This is a genomic window from Bacillus sp. 01N42_2 (assembly GCF_056399565.1).
Window position 1 is genome coordinate 14,480 of the sequence record NZ_JBFTRO010000008.1, and the last position, 17,883, is coordinate 32,362.

General features: G+C 44.9%; 13 protein-coding genes and 5 tRNA genes. 12 read left to right on the top strand and 6 right to left on the bottom strand.

Going from position 1 to position 17,883, the window contains the following annotated elements; genetic code table 11:
• Positions 1-6: 6 nt before the first annotated feature.
• The 6 genes from AC1DN5_RS15975 to AC1DN5_RS16000 form a co-directional block, all read right to left on the bottom strand.
• The gene (locus tag AC1DN5_RS15975; RefSeq protein ID WP_327816071.1) at positions 7-1,920 is read right to left on the bottom strand and encodes a glycoside hydrolase family 3 protein; all 1,914 of its coding nucleotides are present in this window, start codon (positions 1,918-1,920) and stop codon (positions 7-9) included.
• Between the two features lie 46 nt (positions 1,921-1,966).
• The gene (gene pbp4b / locus AC1DN5_RS15980; protein WP_366970028.1) at positions 1,967-3,250 is read right to left on the bottom strand and encodes a penicillin binding protein PBP4B; all 1,284 of its coding nucleotides are present in this window, start codon (positions 3,248-3,250) and stop codon (positions 1,967-1,969) included.
• 18 nt (positions 3,251-3,268) lie between these two features.
• Complete coding sequence (locus AC1DN5_RS15985) at positions 3,269-4,636, bottom strand: PTS transporter subunit EIIC (protein WP_366970027.1); 1,368 nt, start codon at positions 4,634-4,636, stop codon at positions 3,269-3,271.
• Positions 4,637-4,774: 138 nt separating this feature from the next.
• Complete coding sequence (gene murQ / locus AC1DN5_RS15990; RefSeq protein WP_366970026.1) at positions 4,775-5,704, bottom strand: N-acetylmuramic acid 6-phosphate etherase; 930 nt, start codon at positions 5,702-5,704, stop codon at positions 4,775-4,777.
• 79 nt (positions 5,705-5,783) lie between these two features.
• Positions 5,784-6,260, bottom strand: a complete 477-nt coding sequence (locus tag AC1DN5_RS15995) for a GNAT family N-acetyltransferase (RefSeq protein ID WP_049627800.1) — start codon at positions 6,258-6,260, stop codon at positions 5,784-5,786.
• 17 nt (positions 6,261-6,277) lie between these two features.
• The gene (locus AC1DN5_RS16000) at positions 6,278-6,730 is read right to left on the bottom strand and encodes a 2-thiouracil desulfurase family protein (RefSeq protein ID WP_045926346.1); all 453 of its coding nucleotides are present in this window, start codon (positions 6,728-6,730) and stop codon (positions 6,278-6,280) included.
• Positions 6,731-6,910: 180 nt separating this feature from the next.
• On the opposite strand from AC1DN5_RS16000, the gene AC1DN5_RS16005 reads away from it, so the two are divergent.
• From AC1DN5_RS16005 to AC1DN5_RS16060, 12 genes are all read left to right on the top strand, one after another.
• Positions 6,911-6,982 (top strand) — tRNA-Glu (locus tag AC1DN5_RS16005).
• A gap of 3 nt (positions 6,983-6,985) precedes the next feature.
• A tRNA-Val gene (locus tag AC1DN5_RS16010) sits at positions 6,986-7,061 on the top strand.
• Between the two features lie 5 nt (positions 7,062-7,066).
• Positions 7,067-7,139, top strand: a tRNA-Thr gene (locus AC1DN5_RS16015).
• A 19-nt stretch (positions 7,140-7,158) separates the two neighbouring features.
• Positions 7,159-7,243 (top strand) — tRNA-Tyr (locus tag AC1DN5_RS16020).
• A 4-nt stretch (positions 7,244-7,247) separates the two neighbouring features.
• Positions 7,248-7,319, top strand: a tRNA-Gln gene (locus tag AC1DN5_RS16025).
• 227 nt (positions 7,320-7,546) lie between these two features.
• Positions 7,547-8,110: an RNA polymerase sigma factor SigW gene (gene sigW / locus AC1DN5_RS16030; RefSeq protein ID WP_047476068.1), complete on the top strand. Its 564-nt coding sequence runs from the start codon at positions 7,547-7,549 to the stop codon at positions 8,108-8,110.
• A 13-nt stretch (positions 8,111-8,123) separates the two neighbouring features.
• Positions 8,124-8,741, top strand: a complete 618-nt coding sequence (rsiW, locus tag AC1DN5_RS16035) for an anti-sigma-W factor RsiW (RefSeq protein WP_016936922.1) — start codon at positions 8,124-8,126, stop codon at positions 8,739-8,741.
• Between the two features lie 174 nt (positions 8,742-8,915).
• Complete coding sequence (gene cdaA / locus AC1DN5_RS16040) at positions 8,916-9,737, top strand: diadenylate cyclase CdaA (RefSeq protein ID WP_003156763.1); 822 nt, start codon at positions 8,916-8,918, stop codon at positions 9,735-9,737.
• On the top strand, positions 9,730-11,169 hold the full coding sequence (locus tag AC1DN5_RS16045) for a CdaR family protein (RefSeq protein WP_016936921.1): 1,440 nt from the start codon (positions 9,730-9,732) through the stop codon (positions 11,167-11,169). The genes cdaA and AC1DN5_RS16045 overlap by 8 nt, the downstream gene beginning before the upstream one ends.
• 17 nt (positions 11,170-11,186) lie before the next feature.
• A complete protein-coding gene (gene glmM, locus AC1DN5_RS16050; protein ID WP_016936920.1) occupies positions 11,187-12,533 on the top strand; it encodes a phosphoglucosamine mutase in 1,347 nt (448 codons plus the stop codon).
• 431 nt (positions 12,534-12,964) lie between these two features.
• Positions 12,965-14,767: a glutamine--fructose-6-phosphate transaminase (isomerizing) gene (gene glmS / locus AC1DN5_RS16055; RefSeq protein ID WP_045926342.1), complete on the top strand. Its 1,803-nt coding sequence runs from the start codon at positions 12,965-12,967 to the stop codon at positions 14,765-14,767.
• Between the two features lie 710 nt (positions 14,768-15,477).
• Complete coding sequence (locus tag AC1DN5_RS16060; RefSeq protein WP_366970025.1) at positions 15,478-17,877, top strand: ATP-binding protein; 2,400 nt, start codon at positions 15,478-15,480, stop codon at positions 17,875-17,877.
• Positions 17,878-17,883: the final 6 nt, after the last annotated feature.

A 17,883-nucleotide genomic window follows, 5' to 3' on the forward strand; every position in this document is an offset into this window, starting at 1 on the left:
TCCTGTTTAAAGCGGTTTTCCGGTCTTCAGATTGATCCCGAAACCATATGGATACAGTGTCGTCCCCGGATGGGTGACGGAAGGAATAGCAGCGGGCAGCCTGCCTTTCGGTTTTGTCTGCCCGAATATCGCTTCAATGCCTGCCGGAATGTTTGGCTGGAGGAATTGTCCGTCTGTATATCCTTTAAACCCGTAGACTGCGATAAGGGCGTCAGCTTCTTCAAAATTCGCGGCGTCGTAAGGATTCCGAAGGCTCATCAGCACAAAGGGTTTTTGGTTCGACTGCGCAGCCTTCATGACGGCCCGCGGAAACGCGGTCGTCCATTTGCCGGGATCTGTGACGGAATCGTCAATGACGCCGTCGTTTACGACAGGATCATTTTTTACGACATATGAGCCTGTAATGACGTAATCAGCGTCTGATACCAGCGTTTTGTGCTCGTCATGAAATGTGCGCTCGGCGAAGTTCATTTTACTGATGGTTACCGGCCGGATTTTTTTCTTCTTGATGAGCTGCCGAATGGTTTGTTCCATTGACGCTGTTTGATCTTCATAAGGAGCGGCAAGGAGAACGCGGCTGTTCTTTTTCGGTTTGAATGGGAGCGTGCGGTTTTTGTTTTGTAAGACGGTGACGGATCTTTCCGCGATTTGTTTTTCAGCCTTCAGATGGTTTTTGCTGCCGACGGTTTTATGCGCTTTTGCAATCTTCTTTTTCAGACTTGTTTCTTTCGGAGCGGGATATATCCCTCGTTTTATTTTCAAGGAAATGATGCGCTCCACCGATTTGTTGATTTGCTGAAGAGGAATATCCCCTTTTTGAACCGCCTTTTTTAAAGCGGAATGAACTTGGGCAAAGCGGTTTTCTGTTTGCAGCGATGTCACTTGGGCCGGCATCAGGGCGATGTCGACTCCTGCTTTTATTGCCATGACGACCGCCTCTTCCTGACCGAAATGATCGGCAATGGCTTTCATGTTTAATGCATCCGTCACAATGACGCCGTTAAACCCCATTTCCTCACGGAGAAGATGAGTCATCACTTTTTTCGAGAGTGTGGCAGGTACAAGAATGTCTGAACCGTCCAGCTTGCTTTTATAGGTTGTATCATCAAAAGCGGGAAATTGCACATGGGCTGTCATGATCATATCGGCCCCGGCCTGAATGGCCTGACGGAACGGATACAGTTCGATCTGCCGCAGCCTTTCTTGACCGTGGGTGACAAGAGGAAGGCCGTAGTGGCTGTCGACATCCGTGTCGCCGTGTCCCGGGAAATGTTTGACGGCGGAAGCGACATCCTGTTTTTGCTGAGCCTTCATTGAGGCAAGGCCGAGTGTTGCTGTCAGATCACGGTCTGAACTGAATGACCTGACGCCGATGACCGGATTTCCGGGATTATTATTGATATCGAGAACGGGAGCGAAATTCGTATTAATGCCGAGTGCTTTCAATTCTTTCCCGATAATGGCGCCGGTTTGGGACGCGTAGGCTGTTTTTCTTGCGGCCCCGAGTGCCATATTGCCTGGGAAATGAGTGCCCTCACCAAGTCTTGTTACGATGCCGCCTTCTTGATCAATGCTTAATAATAGCGGAATGTCAGGGCTTGCTTTTTGAAAGGCATCTGTCAGGCGGACCGTTTGTTCAGTGTTTTTTACATTTTCTGCAAATAAGATGACACCGCCGAACCGGTACTTTTGAATAAGCCCTGCGACTTCGTCATTCATTTGAGTAAGAGCCTCAGGTGATGACTGCCCCTTTTTTTGCCAATTGCGAAAGTCAGGCATGAGCATCTGCCCTAATTTCTCATCTAATGTCATGCGGGATACCGTTTGTTCCGCCTGTGACGGAATATCCGGTTTTGTCGATGCATGATGCGTGCCGAAAACAATAAACAACAGTAATACAGCTGAGATGACAAGTTTCATAATGGCGCCCTCCTGCCGTCATAGTTTGGACAAAAGACATAGGTTGTCATTCAATGGCTTCGTAAATCGCTTTTACGACGCTGCCGTAGCTTCCGGTCGGGAAAAGATCCCCTTCAAAAACATTCGGATTTTCACCGGGGCTGACGACGGGGGAATGCTTTTTGTTGGTCAAAAGCGCGATCCCGAGATGATAAGCGGGGTCAATGATCGTGACGGTGCCGGTCCATCCGGTATGGCCGTAAGCCTGCCTGCTTGCATAAGGGCCGAACATCCACTCCATATCAGGGCTGCCGTTTTTCCGCCAGCCGAGAGCGAAAGTCGGGTCAGAGGATGACGCCGTTGTGAACAGATCGGCCGTTTGCCGAGTGAAGAGAGAAACATGTTTGTAACTGCCGCCGTTCAGCATGACTTGAAGAAGGACGGCCATGTCATCAGCTCTTGAAAACAGTCCTGCATGGCCGGACACCCCTCCCATTGAGTAAAATGCTTTTTCGTCATGAACCTCTCCTTGCAGCGTATACGTCCTGATATGAGGAAAATGGATAACCCCGTCACGCGTGTTGCCTAAACGTTCAGTAGCTGCGAATGCTTTTTCTTTGAAGCCTTTTTGCAGCGGATTAAACAGTGTGTGCGTCAGTTTCAGCGGTTTGTACAGTTCTTGTTCCGCATAGGCATCAAGGGTTTTTCCGGTTATGTTTTCAATAATGCAGCCGAGCAGCATGTAACCGATATCGCTGTATACGTGTTTTGTGCCCGGTTTGTATTCAAGCGGGATCTGGGTGAGAAAACGGATCGTTTTGTCCCGTTCTTGTGAATAAAAAGGGCCTGCGGTGTCCGGCTTATAAAAATAAAAGCTTGCCGGCAGACCGGATTGATGCTGCAGCACATCAATGACGCGTATGCGGTCTTTTCCTTGAATCGGATCGCTTTTCCTGTCTTTGAAATCGGGAAGGTAAGCCGAAACTTTTTGATACACATCCAGCTTTCCCTGGCTGACGAGGCGCTGTAATGCAAAATTCGCCGCATACATTTTTGTGTTGGAAGCTAAATCAAACATAGTTGACGTTTTCATTTTTTTCGGACGGGATAAAAGACTGTTTCCGTCATATTTTTTGCTGTAGCCGTATGCTTTCTTTTTGATCACCCGTCCGTCCTTTACGACGACGAGGACAGCTCCCGGGAATCCTGCTGCGATGTCTTTTTCAATCATTTGATCAACCTTTCTGAGCTTTGCTGTGTCGTATAATTTGGATTGGGCTCCGGCTTTGTGCTGCGGCAGAAAAGAGAGGCTGATGACCATGGTGAGTACGGCGGCTGCCAGTGTTTTCATATTCTGTTCCCTCCCGGCTTATTCAAATTCAGCAGCCATGTCATCCTTAAACCCGAAAGCATAGGTGAAGACAAAGCCCGCCGCATAAGAGATGAAGAGACCGATGATATACAAAACGATTTGAGCCGGCTGTACGAGAAAAGAGAGCGGAAGGCCGGAGACACCGATTGAAAAAGTCGCTACTTGAAAATGGGCTTGAAAGGCGCCGCCGATACTCGCCCCTAAACACGCTGTTAAAAACGGCCGGCCGAGCGGAAGTGTGACGCCGAAGATGAGCGGCTCCCCGATTCCGAGCAGACCGGATGGAAGTCCGCCGCCGATCGCTCTTTTCAATGAGGCTTTTTTTGTTTTCATAAAGATGGCGAAGGCCGCGCCTACTTGACCTGCGCCTCCCATTGCGAGAATCGGCAGAAGCGGGTCATCCCCGATGGATCGGATGAGTTCCAAATGCACGGGAGTCAAGCCTTGATGCAGGCCGGTGATAACAAGAGGCAGGAAGGCGGCTCCTAATACAAATCCCGACAGCACTCCCCCGATATTCAGCAGCGACAATAAACCTGATGTAATCAAATCAGAAATAAAACCGCCTGCAGGGATGAAGATGACATATGTCACCAGTCCGGTGATGAGCAAAGACAAAGTAGGCGTGACGATAATGTCGATGGATTGATGGACGTACTTTCTGATAAACCGTTCCGTATAAGCGATAAAAATCGCAGCGAAAAGAACGCCGATTAAACCTCCCCTGCCCGGGAGCAGATTCTCTCCGAACAAACTGATATTGGCGATTTCGGGGTTTAAGATCAATATGCCTGCAAGGCCGCCCATCGCGGGTGTTCCGCCGAATTCCTTTGCCGCATTGATGCCGACAAGGACGCCGAGGTAAGCGAATAAGCCTGAACCGATAACCGTTAAAATAAGTGCGATTTGAGATTCTTTCGGGAGCCAGCCGGCCTGAATGACGGCTTTCGTCAAGCCGGTGATTAAACCTGATGCAATGAGTGCGGGAATAAGAGGAATGAAGATGCTTGATATTTTTCTCAAAAGCAGTTTGATGGGTGTGGTATTTTTTCTGTTAAGATCGGCTTTTTTCCGTGAGGCGGCTTCTTTTAAATCAATGTTTTTTCCGGGTGACACCAGTTTTGCGAAAGCGTCGGCGACATGATTGACGACACCCGTGCCGAGAATGATCTGCAGTGTTTCGGCTTCGACGACGCCTATTACTCCGTCAAGACGTTTCAGCGCTTCAATATCCGTTTTGTCCTGATCTAAAGGCGTAATTCTCAGGCGTGTCATACAGTGGGTAAAGCCCGAAATATTCGATGAACCGCCGCAGTTGTCCAGAATATCTTTGGCCAGCGACTGATAAAATGCCTCTTTGCTCATGAAGACCCTCCTCTTTCCGTACCATTTTTCCCGCGGAGCTGTGCCTGAAACGCATCCTGAAAGCGCCTGCGCCGATCATGAAAACGGCGCGGGCTGGTAAAAGGCACATGATGATCAGTAACGGAGCCAAAAGAATGATCAGCGATTTGTTTCGCTTGAAACATGCTGTTCTATGGCTTTGTCAATGAAGCCTTCCGATTCTTCGAGCAGTGCTTTCGCGTGTGTTTTGTCCGAATTCGTCTTCAGCATGACGATTGCCGTTTTGACATGGCTGTCTGCGGCCTCAAGGGTTTCTTTTGCTTTATCGTACGGAACGCCCGTAATGCTTTGGATAATGCCGATTGCCCGTTCTTTCAATTTTTCGTTGCTGACATGAACGTCCACCATTAAATTTTCGTACACTTTGCCGCTTTTGATCATCACGGCCGTGGAAATCATGTTCAGAATCATTTTATGTGCCGTCGCGGCTTTCATTCGTGTTGACCCTGTAATCACTTCGGGGCCGACGACGACTTCAATGCTGTGATCGGCAAAGGTGCTGATCAATGAGTGCTTATTGCATGTGAGCGCGACGGTTTTGGCGCCGATTGTTTTTGCGTATTTCAGCGCACCGGCCGCATACGGTGTGCGCCCGCTTGCGGCGATGGCGATCACGGTGTCTTCAGCGGTAAGGCCGATCGTTTTGAGATCGAGAGCGCCGGTTTCCTCGCTGTCTTCTATACCTTCAGCCGCTTGCAAAAAGGCGTCTGCTCCTCCGGCCATCAGACCGATGACGGTGCCGGGACTTACGCTGTATGTAGGCGGGCATTCAACCGCATCAAGTACACCAAGCCTGCCGCTTGTGCCCGCTCCCGCATAAATCAGCCTGCCGTTTCGCCGCAAAGACTGATGGGCAAATTGAACGGCAATTTCAATATCAGGCAGCACCTGCTGAACGGCGTCCGCCACTTTGAAGTCCTCTTGGTTAATGATGCGGAGGATTTCCATCGTGTCTGCTTGATGGATTGAAGCGGTCTGCGGATTTCTTGTTTCTGTGGTCAATCTGTGAATGTTAAGCCGGTCTGTCATGAATGTACCCTCCCAAGTCGTTATTACTTGAAGTATATGGGCTTCTGAATATATGTTTCAAGAAAAAAATCAAACGCTTTCACAAAAAAAGATGCAGAATGTGCTGTTCGCCGATGGGGCCGATCCTGCGACGCCCTTTATCAATAAAACCGGAAGACTGGTACAGATTCTTTGCGCGATGATTGCGATGGTTCACTGCAAGCACGATTTCGTCACACCAAGGAAAATAACTTGCGGCAAAAGCGGGGAGCTGCAGCATCGCTTGTTTGGCATAACCTTTTCCTTGCTGCCGCGCATCTATGGACAGTGCGCTCAGTAAAATGGCAGACACGCTGTTCGAATATGGAGCTATGGTTTCCTTTGAGGTATGTAAAATGAAAAAACCGACGGGGGTGTCTTCTTTTAAAACGACTGTAGGATAGCGCTCCCGGATGACAAGAGCCTGCGGCAGTACATCCTTCGGGAGCGCTGTGAACATTTTATCTTCTTCACTGAGTACAAACCCGTTCAGGCCGTCTGCATGCTCCGGTTTATAAAAGGATAGGGCTGCAACCATGATATCTACTCTCCTTTTTATAGTTGATCCAGTTCATTTTCTGATAACACGCGGCAGCCTGCCCGTTTTAATAGAGCGGAAGTGATGCCGTCCCCGATTATCTTTTTCCCAGAGAAAGTGCCGTCATAGATGAAGCTGCTGCCGCAGGACGGACTGTTTTCTTTAAGGATGACCGTTGCGGCGCCTATTTCTTTTGCGTATGCTAACGTTTTTTCCGCGCCGTCTATATATAAAGATGTAACGTCTTCACCTGATGCCGTTACGATTCTTGCTGTTCCGTTCAGCACGTCTTCGCCCGTGCCGCCGATGATTTCCGCCGGTTCGCGGGGAGTGGTGAAGCCGCCCAAAAGTTCGGGGCAGACCATAACAGCTTTCTTTTCCTCTACGAGTCTGCGGATTTTTTCCGAAGCGGCGTGAGAGCCGTTATACCTGCATTCGATACCGCCGAGACAAGAGCTGACTAAGATCATCTGTGTCCATTCCCTTCAATATTTTGATACTTTCATCTTAAATGAAATAAGAGAGAAGGGACGAGTTTTTCAGTTAAAAAACGGGTAAAAAAGTTTGAAAATAAAAAAAATAAATTTTCTCTTTACAAAAGGGGTATAACCTGTATATAATAACTTTTGTCAGCTCGACGCGGACACAACGGCCCGTTGGTCAAGCGGTTAAGACACCGCCCTTTCACGGCGGTAACACGGGTTCGAATCCCGTACGGGTCATATGGAGGATTAGCTCAGCTGGGAGAGCATCTGCCTTACAAGCAGAGGGTCGGCGGTTCGAGCCCGTCATCCTCCACCATATTTGCCGGCCTAGCTCAATTGGTAGAGCAACTGACTTGTAATCAGTAGGTTGGGGGTTCAAGTCCTCTGGCCGGCACTGTTTTTCAACAAAATACGGAGGGGTAGCGAAGTGGCTAAACGCGGCGGACTGTAAATCCGCTCCCTCAGGGTTCGGCAGTTCGAATCTGCCCCCCTCCACCATTTTTGGGCTATAGCCAAGCGGTAAGGCAACGGACTTTGACTCCGTCATGCGTTGGTTCGAATCCAGCTAGCCCAGTCTCAGACACCTTTTGCATAAGGTGTCTTTTTTATTTGTATTTCGTCTCGAATTTTGATTGTTCATCAGATATACTATTTTTAAGCTGCTGTTAAGGCATTATATTCTGTATTTTCCATCTACACCCTGCCTGAAATTTGGTAAAATAAATGTAATAAAAAAATGAAACCTTTTAAAACAATCAACGTATAGATACAGACCGGTGAAGGGCAGAGGTAAGATAAAACATGGAAAACCTGATTAAAAAAAGAATCAAGCAAGTCAAAAAAGGCGATCAAAATGCGTTTGCGGAAATCGTTGACCTTTATAAAGATAAGATTTACCAGCTTTGCTACCGCATGCTCGGCAATGTCCACGAAGCGGAAGATATTGCGCAGGAAGCTTTCATCAGAGCGTATGTCAATATCGAGAGCTTCGACATCAACAGAAAGTTTTCAACGTGGCTTTACAGAATTGCGACCAACCTGACCATTGACCGAATCCGCAAGAAAAAGCCTGATTATTATCTGGACGCAGAAGTGGCGGGCGCAGAGGGGCTGACGATGTATTCGCAGATCGCCGCGGACGGGGTTCTCCCTGAAGACGCCGTGTTGTCATTGGAGCTGTCGGACACAATTCAGAAAAAGATTTTAAAGCTGCCTGACAAGTACAGAACGGTTATTGTATTAAAGTATATTGATGAACTCTCTTTAATTGAAATCGGGGAGATTCTGAATATCCCTGTCGGCACCGTCAAGACAAGGATACACAGAGGCAGAGAGGCTCTTAGAAAACAATTAAGGGATCTTTAAGTGGGGTGATGAAATGAGCTGTCCTGAACAGATCGTGCAGCTTATGCATAAGCATCTTGATGGAGATATTCTTCCTGAAGATGAAGACGTATTAAAACAACATTTGCGGTCATGCGGGAATTGCAAACGGCATTTTCATGAAATGGAGAAATCCGTAGCGCTCGTCCGGAGCACATCGCATGTCACAGCCCCTGCTGATTTTACTGCCAAAGTTATGGCGAATCTTCCAAAAGAGAAAAAACGCGCTTCTGTAAAACGATGGATCAAAACTCATCCGATAATTGCAGCCGCGGCGGTTTTTGTGATTTTAATGGGCGGCGGTTTTTTCAACAGCTGGCATAACGACCACAATTTCAGTGTGTCAAAGCAGCCGAACCTTGTCGTGCAGAATCACACGGTCACCGTCCCTGAAGGCGAGACCGTAAAGGGCGATGTCACAGTAAAAAACGGCAAGCTGGTCATTAAAGGGAAAGTCGATGGCAACGTGACCGTGGTTAACGGAGAAAAATACATGGCCTCAGCCGGACAAGTCACCGGGCAGATTGAAGAAATTAACGAATTGTTTGACTGGGTCTGGTACGAACTGAAAACAGCGGGTCAGGGCGTCGTGAGTGCTTTAGACTCCGATTAAAGATGAGTAAAGCGTATAATCGCTTTACTCTTTTTTTACGCGGCGCCGCGCTGGCTGATTTCACTTGATAAATCAAAATGTGGTATAATGAGCACGCTATATGATGTACATATTGCTCATGCAGCACAATTCATAACAAAAAACGAAATGACTGAATTCTTGGAGGACGAGGAAATGGCTTTTGAGGACATCCCATTTTTGCAATACCTCGGCAATGCCGTTGATATTCTCCTTGTTTGGTATGTGATATATAAATTAATCATGGTCATACGCGGAACGAAGGCGGTTCAGCTTTTAAAAGGAATCGTCGTCATCGTGTTGGTCCGGATGGCCAGTTCATATTTGGGACTCAGTACGCTTCAGTGGCTGATGGACCAAGCGATAACATGGGGATTTTTAGCGATCATTATTATATTCCAGCCTGAGCTGAGACGGGCGCTTGAACAGCTCGGACGGGGCCGGTTCTTTTCAAGGAGCGGCACCCCCGTAGAGGAAGCGCAGCATAAGACAATTGAAGCGATTACAAAATCAATCAGCTACATGGCGAAACGCCGCATCGGCGCCCTCATCGCCATTGAGCGCGATACGGGAATGGGCGATTATATTGAGACGGGCATCCCGCTTAATGCGCAGGTCAGCTCGGAGCTTTTGATTAATATCTTCATTCCGAATACGCCGCTGCACGATGGAGCGGTCATTATGAAAAATAACGAGATCGCGGCGGCTGCCTGTTATCTGCCGCTTTCTGAAAGCCCGTTTATTTCAAAGGAGCTGGGGACGCGGCACAGAGCTGCTGTCGGCATCAGTGAAGTGACGGACAGCTTAACCATTATCGTATCTGAAGAGACGGGCGCCATCAGCGTGGCCAAAAACGGAGACCTTCACAGAGAATTGACGGAAGAAGCACTGAAAGAAATGCTTGAAGCCGAGTTTAAGAAAAACGCCAGAGATACTTCTTCTAACCGCTGGTACTGGAGGGGCAAGAAAAATGGATAAATTCTTAAACAACCGCTGGGCTGTAAAGATCATTGCATTGCTCTTTGCGCTCCTGCTTTATGTTGCGGTTAACAACAACCAGGCGCCGACTCCGAAAAAGCCGGGGGAATCCTTTTTTCCGACATCAACGACTGACGAGGCTACGCTTACTGATATTCCTGTAAAAGCATACTATGATGAAGCGAATTACGTGGTCACCGGCGTGCCTCAGACCGTAAATGTCACGATTAAAGGATCGACAAGCGCGGTGAAAAAGGCGAGACAGACGAAGAATTTTGAGATATACGCCGATATGAATAAGCTGAAGACCGGGACTCATAAGGTCGAATTGAAGGCGAAAAATGTATCGGACGGACTGACGATATCCATTAACCCGTCAGTCACGACGGTTACGATTCAGGAAAAAACGGCTGAGAGTTTTCCGGTTGAGGTTGAATACTACAATAAAAGCAAAATGAAAAAGGGGTATACGCCCCAGCAGCCGATTATCAGCCCGAAAAATGTACAGATTACGGGTTCGAAAAATGTAATTGACAACATTTCGCTTGTCAAAGCATCCGTGAACCTTGAAAATGCAAATGAAACCATTGATAAGGAAGTGAAGGTGACCGTCTATGACAAAGACGGCAACGCACTTCCTGTTGATGTTGAACCGTCAGTCATTAAAGTGACGGTTCCCGTGGCCAGTCCGAGCAAAAAGCTCCCTTTCAAAATCGTAAGGAAGGGAAGTCTTCCTGACGGGGTGAGCATTGCAAGCATTGACTCGAACCCGAGTGAGGTGACGGTTTACGGCCCGCAGGACGTGCTGGATTCACTTGAGTTTATCGACGGCGTATCTCTTGATTTAGGCAAAATTGATAAAGATACGGATATAGATGCCGACATTCCGCTTCCTAAGGGTGTGACAAAGGTGTCGCCGGGGAAAATTACGCTTCATGTTAAGGTGGACAGTGAAGACAAAAAGGATTTTGACAATGTCGCAATTAAGACGGTCGGATTGGGAGGCTCGCAGCAGATTGAGTTTCTCGACCCTGAATCGCGGGCGATAAATATTACGGCCAAAGGCTCTCCGGCCAACATTAAGGCGCTGAAAAAGTCGGACATTGAACTGTACGCCAATGTCTCAGACTTAGATGACGGAGAGCATTCTGTAAAGCTTGCAGTAAACGGACCGCAAAACATCACATGGTCCCTGTCCAAAGACACGGCTAAAATCAAGCTGACTTCTAAGAAAAACACAAGTTCAAATAAAAATAACGGCAGCTCTGCCGATTCCGGCAATAAGGACGGAACAAGCGGAGACGCAGATAAAGACAAGAACAAGAACCGGGAAGAAGACACTGACAGCGATCAGAATAAAAGTCAGAACCAGGATCAAAATCAAGACCAGGATGAAGGCGGATCAAGCGCTGATTCATCTTCAACAGAATGAAAAAGGAGCGATACAAAATGGGCAAGTATTTTGGAACAGATGGTGTAAGAGGTGTTGCCAACAGCGAGCTTACGCCAGAGCTGGCCTTTAAAGTGGGGCGTTTTGGCGGTTATGTCCTGACCAAAGATAAACAGCGCCCGAAAGTGCTGATCGGCCGTGATACACGCATCTCCGGACATATGCTGGAGGGAGCCCTTGTCGCTGGACTTTTATCGATCGGAGCTGAAGTGATGCGCCTCGGCGTCATTTCTACACCGGGGGTATCCTATTTAACGAAAGCCATGGATGCTGAGGCGGGCGTCATGATTTCCGCTTCTCACAATCCCGTACAGGATAACGGAATTAAATTTTTCGGAGGAGACGGCTTTAAGCTTTCCGATGAGCAGGAGGCCGAGATTGAACGTCTCATGGATGAACCGGAAGATAAGCTGCCAAGACCGACAGGCGCGGACCTCGGGCTTGTGAACGATTATTTCGAAGGCGTTCAAAAATATCTGCAGTTTTTAAAGCAGACGGCAGACGAAGATTTCACGGGCATTCATGTAGCGCTTGACTGCGCCCATGGTGCGACATCTTCCATTGCGACGCACCTTTTTGCCGATCTTGATGCTGACGTGTCTACAATGGGAACGTCTCCGAACGGATTAAATATTAATGACGGCGTCGGTTCTACACATCCGGAAGCGCTGAGTGCTTTCGTCAAAGAAAAAAACGCCGACATCGGCCTTGCATTTGACGGCGACGGCGACCGCCTCATTGCCGTGGATGAAAAAGGAAACATTGTCGACGGCGATCAGATCATGTACATATGCGCGAAGTATTTGAAATCAGAGGGCCGTCTCAAAGATGATACCGTCGTATCAACCGTGATGAGCAATCTCGGTTTCTACAAAGCGCTTGAAAAAGAAGAAATCAAAAGCGTTCAAACGGCAGTCGGAGACCGCTATGTCGTAGAAGCGATGAAAAAAGACGGCTATAATGTCGGCGGCGAGCAGTCAGGGCACCTTATTTTCCTTGATTACAACACTACCGGTGACGGGCTCTTGTCCGCGATCATGCTTGTGAATACGCTGAAAGCGTCCGGCAAAACCCTTTCAGAGCTTGCGGCTGAAATGAAAAAATTCCCGCAGCTTTTAGTAAATGTGAAAGTGACGGATAAATATAAGGTGGAAGAAAACGCTAAGGTGAAGGCCGTTATTTCTGAAGTGGAAAAAGAAATGAACGGAGACGGCCGGATATTAGTGCGTCCGTCAGGCACCGAGCCGCTCGTCCGCGTGATGGCTGAAGCGAGAACAAAAGAGCTTTGTGACGAATATGTCACAAAAATCGTAGATGTCGTGCGGACAGAAATGGGAGCGGAGTAGCGAAGTTTATAAACAGAGAGCGAACAAGACAAGTGCGATCAGCATAATATGATAGTAAACATGATGCCGGGGCGGCAAAAAATAATTGACCGTCCTTGGCACATGCTGTAAAATCAAGCTTGTTCGGCCTTTGTTTTTCACTTGCAGGGAAGGCGGAATTGTTTGCATCTTTTATAATTACAGCGCCCGAACTAAGCGCCCGAAAAACGGCTTAGTTGACGAGGATGGAGGTTATCGAATTTTCGGCGGATGCCTCCCGGCTGATTCATTTAGATCACAGCCGTAAGGATTTCTTCAAACCGGAGGGGCGACTCTCCGAACAAAGGGAAATCACATGATCTTCCAAAAAAACATGTGGGAGGGGACGATTGAAAGTCCCCTTGTAATTCGGCTTTCTTCGTCTCCTTTTACACCTTTAGGAGGAAGAAAAAATGTGTGGAATTGTAGGTTATATCGGTCAGCTTGATGCGAAAGAGATTTTGTTAAAAGGATTAGAGAAGCTTGAGTACCGCGGATATGACTCTGCCGGTATCGCTGTGGCGAACGAGCAGGGCGTGCATGTGTACAAAGAGAAAGGCCGCATCGCCGACCTTCGTGAAGTGGTGGATCCCGCGGTTGAATCTCAAGCGGGAATCGGACATACACGCTGGGCGACTCACGGCGAACCAAGCTTCCTGAACGCTCACCCGCATCAAAGCGCACTCGGCCGCTTTACACTTGTTCACAACGGTGTGATCGAGAACTATGTTCAGCTGAAGCGCGAATATCTTGAACACGTTGAACTGAAAAGCGACACGGACACTGAAGTAATCGTTCAAATGATCGAGCAATTTGTGGCGGGAGGTCTTAATACAGAAGAAGCGTTCCGAAAAACACTCACTCTGCTAAAAGGCTCTTACGCAATTGCATTATTTGACGGCGAAAACACAGACACCATTTTCGTTGCAAAAAACAAAAGCCCTCTGTTAATCGGTCTTGGAGATACGTTTAACGTCGTGGCATCTGACGCGATGGCTATGCTTCAAGTAACGAATGAATACGTTGAGCTTTTGGATAAAGAAATGGTGATCGTGACAAAAGACGAAACCGTGATTAAAAACCTTGACGGTGAAGTCATGACACGTGCGTCTTATATCGCTGAGCTTGACGCCAGTGATATCGAAAAAGGCACATACCCTCACTACATGTTAAAAGAAACGGATGAGCAGCCGCTTGTTATGCGCAAAATCATCCAAACGTATCAAGACGAAAATGGCAGACTGGCTGTGGCCGGCGATGTCGCTGACGCCGTGGCGGAAGCGGACCGCATTTATATCGTGGCTTGCGGAACGAGCTACCATGCCGGTCTTGTCGGGAAACAATATATTGAAATGTGGGCAAACGTCCCGGTTGAAGTGCATGTAGCGAGTGAATTCTCTTACAACATGCCGCTTCTGTCTAAGAAGCCGCTCTTTATCTTCCTTTCTCAAAGCGGAGAAACAGCGGACAGCCGTGCCGTGCTTGTTCAAGTCAAAGCGCTGGGCCACAAAGCGCTGACAATTACAAATGTTCCGGGATCCACGCTTTCCCGTGAAGCGGATTACACATTGCTTCTGCATGCAGGTCCTGAGATCGCGGTTGCATCAACAAAAGCGTATACGGCTCAGATTGCCGTGCTTGCGATCCTTGCATCAGTTGCGGCAGAACGCAACGGCGTTGATATCGGCTTTGATTTAGTCAAAGAATTAGGTATCGCGGCAAATGCCATGGAAGCCCTCTGCGACCAGAAGGACGAAATGGAAATGATCGCGCGTGAGTACCTGACTGTTTCAAGAAACGCTTTCTTCATCGGCCGCGGCCTTGACTACTTCGTATGTGTCGAAGGCGCCCTGAAGCTGAAAGAGATTTCTTACATCCAGGCGGAAGGCTTTGCCGGCGGCGAGCTGAAGCACGGAACAATCGCTCTGATCGAAGAAGGAACACCGGTCTTTGCACTGGCAACACAAGAGCACGTCAACCTGAGCATCCGCGGAAACGTGAAGGAAGTCGCAGCCCGCGGCGCCAACACTTGCATCATCTCGCTGAAAGGCTTAGATGACGCAGACGACAGATTCATCCTGCCGGAAGTCAACCCTGCGCTTGCTCCGCTGGTTTCTGTTGTGCCATTGCAGCTGATCGCTTACTACGCTGCACTGCACCGCGGCTGTGATGTTGATAAACCGCGCAACCTTGCGAAGAGTGTGACTGTGGAGTAGGATTTGACAAGGAAAGAAAACAGTATGTTGTTTTAAATTCAAAGTTTGTATCGTTCCTGGAAAAAGTTGCACCGTTCTACCCCTTTAGATATACTCATCTAAAGGGGTATTTTCATGTCTAAACAGAAAACTAAGTAGAAAAATTGATTGAAAAAGGTATAGGATCAAAAAAATACATAAACTGGAGCTAAACATTCAAGTTTTAACTTCAATAAGCATGCTCATCGTTTATAATAAATTGAATAAGGAAGATAGTGGGAGTCTTCTATCTGATATAAAACAATAATTATAACTGTTAACTGAATATTTAGAAAATATTGTTGGCATACAAGGTAATCATTAGATTATATTGTCAATGAAAGATTGCAGATGAGTTAGAAATAAACCATCATACAGTTCTTAAAACAAAAGAACACATTGTTATGATAAAGGTTTAGGGAGACGAATAAATATTGGTTAGAAGGTTGTACAAAATCATTATACTGAGAAATATCAGTTAATGTTTTTGAAGTAGTTTAAACCCATTCGAGATCTAGGTAACATATTATCATTTTATTTAAATCAAGAGACAAGATTAGTTGGAGAATTCGTAAAGGTTATTTAAATAAATAATATAGAAGTTCATCAAATCTTATAATGGCGGAAATAAATAACGAAATTAATACCCGAAATCCAGAAAAATACAACGAAAAAGAGGATTGATTATTACTATGTCTAATGAAGAGGTTTTATTAAATAAAGTTTTAGATGCGAGTTCTAATACAATTTGGGATGAATTGAAAAAGATAAGAGAGTCTTCAGAAATAGAAAAAAAGACTATTAGGCGTAGATGGATATGGGAACTAATTCAAAATGCATCAGACTGTACACCTAAAGGTAAGAAAATAGATATAAAAATTGATTACTCTAATAATCAAATCATATTTAGTCATAATGGACTGCCATTTTCGTATGAAAATTTATTAGATTTAATCACACAAATCTCATCTAAGCAAAGTTCAGATGAAAAGAAAACAGGAAAATTTGGAACAGGTTTTATGTCGACTCATTTATTATCAGAGGTTGTACAAATTGAAGGGTCGTTTAGCCAAGAAGATAGTAGGTATACAAAATTCGAGTTCATTGTTGATAGATCAGGAGATGATTATAGCGATATTAAGAATAAAACAAAAATTATGTTAGAACAATTAGATCTTATAAGCAGAAATCAAGAGGAATTACAAAAAGAGTATGAGGATACAAAATTCGTTTATTCAATACAGGATGATAACATAAAAGAAGCAGTAGAGGAAGGGATAGAAGATTTAAAAGAGACCATTCCTTATGTATTAACTTTTAATGAGAATATCAACTCTATTACATACAATGGTAATTGTTATAAAAAGGAGAAAGTAGAAACTTCACGTTCAAATAACAAGCTAAAAGCTGTTCGAATTAACGTTTCTGATAGTATTAAAGAGTTGCTAATATTAAATGAAAATAATGTAACTATTGGTTGTGCTATCGAACGTAAAGACCAGAAAATATATTTCTTACCAATTCCTGATGCTATGCCAAGGGTCTTCTGTGAATTTCCTCTATTAGGAACTGAAGAATTTAGTTTTCCTATAGTAGTTAATTCAGGATTATTTGAAGTAGAGAGGGACAGAAATGCGATTAGAGATAGCAATCTAGTAAATAATGAATTAATAAAGGTAGCTGTCTCTTTATACAAGGAATTAATAGATTATTGTTCAGATAGAAAAGGGACAAGAAATGAATTTAATATTTGCATTTTAAAACCCTCTACTTCATCAAGTATTCAGGCTTATAGCTATAAAGAAATTAAAGAGCATATTGAGAAGAGTCCAATTGTTCCTATTCATAATCATTTGGAAGATTTAAAACGATTAGCATTTAAAGATATTAATGGTAACGTGACAATAGGCATACCAAAAACAAAAAAAAGCACACATAAGGACTTACTTTGGGATATTTTATCTAATTATAACGGAGTATCGATACCAACTAAAGATACTTACTTAGGCTGGGCTGAGGTTTTTGGAGAGAATGTTGGATTCTCTTGGATAAACGATATTTTTAAAGATTCAAATATTGATAAATTAGTTGCTTGTTTGAATGATAAGACTCTATATGCAGAGTGGTTAAATGCATTTTTTTCTCTTTGGATTAAGGATGCAGGTGTTGATGAAGTTGTAGAATCGGCATTTGTACCGAATCAAATTAATGAATTTGTACAGTTCGCCTGTATTTATCTTGATAAAAATATAGATCAAGAACTAAAACAGATCTTAACATTATTGGGTGAGAAAATTGAAGGACAGTTATTGAAACTAGATATTATTTCATTTGAACACTATTTCGAAGAACACCCAAAAAAAATTAAGACTAATGAAATATGTTCTGATCAAATTGAGCTCAAAGTATCAAAACTTCTAAGTGAGGAAACTATTGACAGGATAGAAAGAAAAGAATCTACTCAAAAAATATTTAATAGATTAACTAATTGGTTCCTATCAAATCCAGAAAAATCAAAAAAATGGTTTGGGAATTTATATTCAAAGAGAATGATGTTATCTTCTCCAGAAGAAAATCTGAGAAGATATAGAATAGCGGAAAAAATAGAGGAAAATAACATTAAGTATGAAGAGTTAGATGAAATTATTAATAATCGAGATAAAATAATGGAGATTATAACTAACTCTGAACTGAGTAAAGAAGATATTATCAATCAATTAAAACATGTTATTACCTCATCCGAAGAAATGAAACGCTATGTTGAGAATTTACTACATAGAAGTACAGAAAATATTTTTAAATATTTAAGCAGACTTAAAGATTATACACTTCCGGCAACTTTAGAAGAATGGATGAATGAAAAGTATTCTGATACGGTATTTCCGGCTAAGTATAACGGAAATGATTTTAGAATCATTATTCGTCCAAGTGATTATCAAAAAATAATATTTTATTATGATGAAGAATTAGAGGCTTTAGATGATGTCAACTATCAATTGTGGACGGATGATGGAGAAGTACAACGAATGATTACTCTAGGTGATTTGCTTAAAACAACAGGTATATCTAAAATCCCATTGACTAAGTTATAAGAGAGG

Bases quoted from the DNA above. Each gene is read 5' to 3' on its own strand.
- AC1DN5_RS15975 (WP_327816071.1), bottom strand. From the start codon at position 1,920: ATGAAACTTGTCATCTCAGCTGTATTACTGTTGTTTATTGTTTTCGGC.
- pbp4b (WP_366970028.1), bottom strand. From the start codon at position 3,250: ATGAAAACACTGGCAGCCGCCGTACTCACCATGGTCATCAGCCTCTCT.
- AC1DN5_RS15985 (WP_366970027.1), bottom strand. From the start codon at position 4,636: ATGAGCAAAGAGGCATTTTATCAGTCGCTGGCCAAAGATATTCTGGAC.
- murQ (WP_366970026.1), bottom strand. From the start codon at position 5,704: ATGACAGACCGGCTTAACATTCACAGATTGACCACAGAAACAAGAAAT.
- AC1DN5_RS15995 (WP_049627800.1), bottom strand. From the start codon at position 6,260: ATGGTTGCAGCCCTATCCTTTTATAAACCGGAGCATGCAGACGGCCTG.
- AC1DN5_RS16000 (WP_045926346.1), bottom strand. From the start codon at position 6,730: ATGATCTTAGTCAGCTCTTGTCTCGGCGGTATCGAATGCAGGTATAAC.
- sigW (WP_047476068.1), top strand. From the start codon at position 7,547: ATGGAAAACCTGATTAAAAAAAGAATCAAGCAAGTCAAAAAAGGCGAT.
- rsiW (WP_016936922.1), top strand. From the start codon at position 8,124: ATGAGCTGTCCTGAACAGATCGTGCAGCTTATGCATAAGCATCTTGAT.
- cdaA (WP_003156763.1), top strand. From the start codon at position 8,916: ATGGCTTTTGAGGACATCCCATTTTTGCAATACCTCGGCAATGCCGTT.
- AC1DN5_RS16045 (WP_016936921.1), top strand. From the start codon at position 9,730: ATGGATAAATTCTTAAACAACCGCTGGGCTGTAAAGATCATTGCATTG.
- glmM (WP_016936920.1), top strand. From the start codon at position 11,187: ATGGGCAAGTATTTTGGAACAGATGGTGTAAGAGGTGTTGCCAACAGC.
- glmS (WP_045926342.1), top strand. From the start codon at position 12,965: ATGTGTGGAATTGTAGGTTATATCGGTCAGCTTGATGCGAAAGAGATT.
- AC1DN5_RS16060 (WP_366970025.1), top strand. From the start codon at position 15,478: ATGTCTAATGAAGAGGTTTTATTAAATAAAGTTTTAGATGCGAGTTCT.